Genomic DNA, 7,468 nt, shown 5'->3' with positions numbered 1-7,468 from the left:
GTAATCATTCGTTATACAATTCCTGCTGATGGGGATTGTGCTGCAACTACTGATGAGGTTACTTTTACAGTGACTCCTGTGTGTGATGTGGTTGCTGATAATACAACGTCTTCAGCTTCAATTACAGAAGGACAAACAAAAACACTTTCTGGTAATCCTGCTGGGGGAACTTGGTCAATCGTTTCTGGTGGTGGAAACATCAATGGAACAACATATACACCTGATGATATCAATACAGATACAACTGTAATCATTCGTTATACAATTCCTGCTGATGGGGATTGTGCTGCAACTACTGATGAGGTTACTTTTACAGTGACTCCGGTTTGTAATGAACCTGTAAATTCAGTTCCAGGAACTCAAATCACTCAAGAAGGAACAACCCTAAATATTAATAGTGTAAGCGTAAGTGATTCTGATAACGATTTAACGAGTGTAAGATTAAAAGTTAACAATGGTACACTTAACGTTATTGTTAGAATTGGCAGTAGAAACCCTGTCACTGTAAATGGTCCTGGTGATATCACCATTACAGGTTCAGAAAGAGTTGTAAATTCTCATTTATCAACATTATCATACACACCAAATCCAGGTTTTTACGGTACAGATACTTTAACAATAACATCTATAGACAACTGTAATACTGCCTTAAGTGATGTTGATGCATTTGACATTACAGTTACACAAGTTTGTGATATCGCAAACAACACAACCTCTACAGCCTTAATAACTGAAGGAGATACTAAAACACTTTCTGGTTCGCCTGTTGGTGGAACGTTCTCAGTTGTTTCTGGTGGTGGAACCATAAACGGTTCATCATACACACCTGATAATATTAACACTGTTACAACTGTAATCATTCGTTATACAATTCCTGCTGAAGGAGCTTGTGGAGTTTCTGCAAATGATGTAGCTTTTACAGTAACGCCTATTTGTGAGGTTGCAGACAATACAACTTCTTCTGCTTCAATAACTGAGGGAGATACGAAAACACTTTCGGGGAATCCAGCTGGTGGAACATTCAGCATCGTTTCTGGTGGTGGAAATATTAACGGAAATAATTATACGCCTGCTAATATCAACACCAATACTACTGTTGTAATCAGGTATACAATTCCTGCTGATGGTGATTGTGCTGAGACAACTGATGATGTAACTTTTACAGTGACTCCTGTTTGTGATGTCGTTGCTGACAATACAACTTCTTCTGCTTCAATAAACGAAAGTGCAACAAAAACACTTTCAGGTTCGCCTGTAGGAGGAACTTGGTCAATCGTTTCTGGTGGTGGAAATATTAACGGAACAACATACACACCTGATAATATCAATACAGATACAACTGTGGTAATTCGTTATACAATTCCTGCTGATGGCGATTGTGCTGCAACAACTGATGATGTAACTTTTAGTGTTATCGCTGAAGATTTAGGATCTATAGGAGATATGGTTTGGTTTGATGAAGATGGAGATGGAATTAAAGATCCTACTGAAAATGGTTTAGGGGGTGCTACTGTGACTTTAATATCAAATAGACCTAATTTTGAACCTAACCAAATTTTAACAACAGATGCTAATGGAAATTATTTATTTACTGATTTACCAAGAGGTTCTTACACTGTTCAAGTTGATATTAGTACTGTAACTTCTGGAATTCCTGTTGGAATAATTCCTGCTGATATTATACAAACGTATGACTGGGATAGTGTTGGTACACCAAATAGAAGTACCATTAATTTATCAAGAGGTGAAGATAATTTAAGTCAAGATTTTGCATACGGAATTAGTTCTGGAAATACATCAGGAGGTAATTCTGGTGGTATCGAATCTGAATCTTTAGGTGATGCTATCTCTAAAATTTATGTAGGAAGAAAAAAGAATTCTGTACCTACTGAATTCGTAAAATCGAGTGCAAACCTATACAACAAAAAGAAAATGAAGGCTGTACAACCTTATCAAGGTAAGGGACAGACTTTATTAGATATGTTTCCTGAAGAATTGGTAGCTGGTAATGTAGCAAATGTTACCTCTCCTACCGATATTTTAGACTATACAATTGCAGATGAAGTTTTATCTGTAGATTTCTCTATCAATGGAAAAACTAAAGGGGTTGTACTTGGTATTAAAACTTCAGATAAAGTATACAACCACACCAAAGCATCTTGTGACAGATTGCGAGGTGCTGAGATTTTAAATATTATGCCATTGCAAATTGAAGGTTACAACTTCTTAATGCAAGGAATTAAACAACGTAGTGGAGAAATTGAATACGCAGTATCTTTTGCGGTTGCTAAAAACAACAATGATGGTAACTATTCCATACAAACCAACTGGTATGTAAACAATTATACCAAGTTTAATGATATGTATAACTTTCAGGTTTGGACCACTAAACCTGCTGATACCCAAAAATTAGTGGCTGATGTTTTAAAGAATTTAAAAACATTTATGCCAATAGCACAAATAGAAACTCAAAAAATTCCTGAAACTTATGCCTCTAAAATTTATAGAGATAAAGGAGAGTTAATTGTAAAATTAAGAAGTACTCAAGAAGGTAAAACCGCTGATATTTCAATGGTTGAGTTGTATTCTGAAACTGCTAATAATATTAAACATAGATACAATTCTATTGCAACTGAAATACAACAAAGCCTATCTGTAGATATTGCTGACGGTTATGAATATGATGCTTTAATAAAAGTAGATGGTGAAGTAGAAGATGCTTTTTATCATGCAGATGGTAACTGGGGCTTAGATTATGACAAACGTTATACAGAAATCAAAAACTACTTTGTATGGAATGATTTTGATAGAGAATATCAAGATGATGAATATACCATCAATAGAAATCCTGAAGTAAAAGCTGTAAGCGAGTACGATTACTTAACCTTATACAAAGCTTTATTACCTGGTACATTGTCTGCTGATTACTCAGAATACAAATATGTATCTTTCAAAGCGAAAGGTTCTGGATTGATGGAATTAGGCTTAATCAAATCATCAATCGAAGATTGGAAAGCACAATACAGAGTTATGGTAGATTTCTCTGAAGAAGAGCAAACGTATTACGTTCCTTTCGATATCTTTAGCTCTAGTGCAACTCAAGAGAAGTTAACCGCTAACGATTTAACAACGTTAACCTTTACCTTTTTGCCTGTTGAAGCGCAAACTAAAGAGTTAGATTTAAAAATCTCTGATGTTAAGTTTACTAAAACCGCTGTTGAAGATCAGATTGTACAAAAAATTGAGAAATTTGAAAATGAGTTTATGGCATATCCAAACCCATCTCAAGGTAATGTAAACTTATTATTATTCAGTGAAACAGCTACAGAGGCTACTGTAACTTTATCTGATGTAACTGGTAAAGTAATTTACAATCAAAAAGTACAATTGAATGCTGGTAAAAACGAATTGAATTTCGACTTTAAAGTAAAAACGGGAGTAATGATATTAAAAGTAGCTTCACCCGAAACGAATTATGGAACTTCTAAAATAATTTTTAGATAAATTAAAATATGTTAATAAGTTGGGGGACTTATTAATGAACACCTTAATAAATAATTATATTAAGGTGTTTTAAATAAAATATGTCAATGGTTTAAATAAATTTTTAGGGGTATTAATTTATAACTGTTGACCCCAAGAGAGCTGGCTTTGTCAGCTCTCTTTTTTAATACTTCAAAATTTATTCGTTTAAATTTGAGATATTCATTCACCACAATTTAAAAAAATAAGTTACTTGTTTTTTGGAGCTATTATAATTGAGTTCGACTTTTAATTAAAAACAGGTATAATAGAGTTACAAATAATTCCAACTGAAACTAATTATAAAGTCTCAAAATACAATTCAGATAAATAAATAAAAATGAATAAGTTAGAGCACTTATTTACGAAACACACCTTGAATTAAATTCTGTTGTACGAGTTTTTAAAAAAAATTAAAGGTTTTAGATTAATTTTTTGAATTATTAAATTAAAATATTAATCCAAGAACACATTCATTTTTACTATCTTTTATTAAAAAAACACATTTACCCTCACAATTAAAACATTTTCAATAATTTATCATTCAATAAATTATAGATATCGTATTTTTTTAAAAAACAGAAATGAATATCAATTAAATCATTTTATTATTATTAATTTTGTGGTTTAGAACCCCTTACTTATTTTTTGCTAGTAGATTTCCCTCGTCTATTTTTTATTAACCCTAAATTATAAAAAAGATTCATTTTATAGATCTAGTGACTGAAAATATAGAATAGTCTAAAAAATTCCATTTATACTCTTGGAGTATCTAATTATCGATTTTTTTGGTGTACTCATCTAAATTAAATTTTTAAGATTTATTTATTATTTATATTTGACTTTAAAGCACAAGTGTATCAAATACACTCTAAAATTTATTTAATCAACAAGAAATTTTAACCATATATTACCTTTAAACACTTAACAACCATTTTAAACCTCTATTAACCATGAATTACACTTCCCAAACACGGAACCTTGAAAGTGAATATCCACGCAAAAAGCTAAAAACAAAATTGTTTTTTTGCAAAGAATTTACATTAAGTACATTCAAAACGTTTCTAGTAGCTGTTTTATTTACTACTATTACTTGCAATACTTTTGCTCAAAGTCCAACTGCACCTGCACAAGGCTTTAATGTATTTGTAGAAAACAATGCTACATTAAATACAAATGAGTCTGAAGGAGCCGTTGCTATTGGAGGAGATTTAATTCTTCAAGGAAACTACAGGGTTTCTATTCACGATTGTGGAGTATACACAAATAACGGGCTTAAAATTGGTCTTTTAGTAGATGGTAAAATTGATTTTGGAGCAAGCTCAAATGGCCAACTTTATGTTAATAGTAATTACTATGCTAAAATTGGAGATGGAACAGGAACAAAAGTTTGGTATACAGATCAAAATAACGCAACTTCTCCAATTAGAATAACAGAAGGAAACAATTACAATTCTTCAACAAGGGTAAATTTGCAAGCCAATGCAACAACTTTAGGAAATGTAAGTGCAAATAACAACCCTGTAATTGAGGGGAATTTAATAGATTTTACTGCTGCATTTCAAACTATGAGAACTTCATCTACAAGTATTTCTCAAAATGCAAATAATGCACAAATTACTAATCCAAATGGTCAATCAATATCTAACACAAATTTACCTAATCAAATAAAAATAAATTTACAGAATGGTATTAACTACTTGAATGTAACTGGTTCAGATTTAAATAACGTAAGTAGCATAACTTTCAATAATCAGCCTAGTGCATCTAAAGTTTTAGTAATAAATGTAGACGCATCAGGTACATTTAATTGGAATGTTTGGAATCAAGCAGCCATATCACAACAACACGCAGCTTATATTTTATATAACTTTTATAATACTATTCAATTAAATATTCAAGGAAATCCAACAATTGAAGGAACTGTTTTTGCACCTTTTGCGGATATTGATAAAACAGTAAATCAATCTAATATTGAAGGGCAAGTAATTGGGAAGTCAATAAAACATTCTGGTGGTGAAATGCACTGTGCAGCATTTACAACTACTTTAACAACGGCTTGTGTTACTGCCGATAATACAACTACAACTGCTGCAATCACTGAAGGTGATACCAAAACATTAACAGGTGCTCCTGCTGGTGGTACTTGGTCTATCGTTTCTGGGGGGGGAACTATTAACGGAACTACTTATACGCCTGATAATATCAACACTAATACTGATGTTACCATTCGTTATACAATCGCTGCTGATGGTTCGTGTGCGGAAACTACAGATGACGTTACTTTTACAGTAACTCCTATTTGTGTTACTGCTGATAATACAACTACAACTGCTGCAATCACTGAAGGTGATACCAAAACATTGACAGGTGCTCCTGCTGGTGGTACTTGGTCTATCGTTTCTGGGGGTGGAACTATTAATGGAACTACTTATACGCCTGATAACATCAACACCAATACTGATGTAACGATTCGTTATACAATCGCTGCTGATGGTTCTTGTGCGGAAACTACAGATGACGTTACGTTTACGGTAACTCCAGTTAATAATATACCTTCACTTTGTTCAGATTTTCTAAATCAGCTTGATGGTACAAATGGTACACCTAGCACAACTTCATCTTATGTTAGTAGTTCAGCAACCTACCCAAGTCCTTTAAACAATGTAGAGATGTCTCCAATACATGTTCCTGCATCAGGTTATCGCGGTTTTGATACAGCTTATTCAGTTGTCGTAGGTGGTAACTATACTATCCCAGCTTCTGGAGGTTCTGAATCTGAAGGAAGAGTGGCTGTTGGTGGAAACTTTATAAACAGTAAAACAGGTAGTTTGTATGGAATTTCTCAGTCAGGAGGAGGTAGTTATGTAATAGGTGCTCCTGGGTCATATGGCTTAGCTGTTGATGGAAACATTGTGATGAACGGAAGTGCCAAAATTCAGATTGGATTTAATGCAAACCCTGCTTCATATACTGCTATTGCTGGAGGAACAATAAATAACCCAGCAAATTTAGAAGTTACAAACCAAATTAGCAACACTGCTTCTGGGGTAGATATTGCAGGCATAATTTCTAAAATGAGTTCAATCAGTGCTTCTATGTCTTCCACTGCTGTAACAGGCTCTTTTAACGATTTATCTGGTGGAGTAAGAGAACTTATAGGTAATAACAATGACCTAGAGGTTTTTAACATAGATGGTACAGCTAACCAAGATCTTGATCCTGGTTATTCAGGAACACTTGAGTTTAAAGACGGAACTATTAAACCTGGAGCAACAATTGTTATAAATGTTAGTGGAACCTCTGTAATTAACAGATTACAAACGTTAGCGGGTAGAATAAATGACCCAACATCTTCAGCTGCAAATTCAGATTTAGATGCATTGGTTTATAATGTAATCTGGAATTTTTATGAAGCTACAAACATTTCAAATTTAACTGATTTAAATGGAACGTTAATTGCTCCATTAGCTAATTTAGATACCCAAGGAAATATTAATGGACGTATTTATTTAGGAGGTAATTTAATACATAGTGGTGCTGGCTCTGAAATACATAACTTCCCATTTACAGGTGATTTATCTTCTTTTTGTTCTGCAATAATCTGTACTACTGCTGATAATACAACTACAACTGCTGCAATCAATGAAGGTGATACCAAAACATTAACAGGTGCTCCTGCTGGTGGTACTTGGTCTATCGTTTCTGGTGGTGGAACAATTAATGGAACTACTTATACGCCTGATAACATCAACACCAATACTGATGTAACCATTCGTTATACAATCGCTGCTGATGGTTCTTGTGCGGAAACTACAGATGACGTTACTTTTACTGTAACTCCTATTTGTGTTACTGCTGATAATACTACTACAACTGCTGCAATCAATGAAGGTGATACCAAAACATTAACAGGTGCTCCTGCTGGTGGTACTTGGTCTATCGT

Annotated in this window: 2 protein-coding genes; both read left to right on the top strand. The window is 33.5% G+C overall.

From position 1 onward, the window contains the following. On the top strand, positions 1-3,504 hold a 3,504-nt coding region (locus tag ACTG3V_RS14495; RefSeq protein ID WP_439132889.1), incomplete at its 5' end, for an SdrD B-like domain-containing protein. Between the two features lie 971 nt (positions 3,505-4,475). Further along, a partial coding sequence (locus tag ACTG3V_RS14490) for a choice-of-anchor A family protein (protein WP_439132888.1) occupies positions 4,476-7,468 on the top strand: 2,993 nt, incomplete at its 3' end.

The organism is Polaribacter sp. (assembly GCF_965660385.1).
Classification (GTDB): Bacteria; Bacteroidota; Bacteroidia; order Flavobacteriales; family Flavobacteriaceae; genus Polaribacter.
The sequence above is the reverse complement of the archived record's forward strand: the minus strand, read 5'-3'. Positions and strand labels throughout refer to the sequence as shown.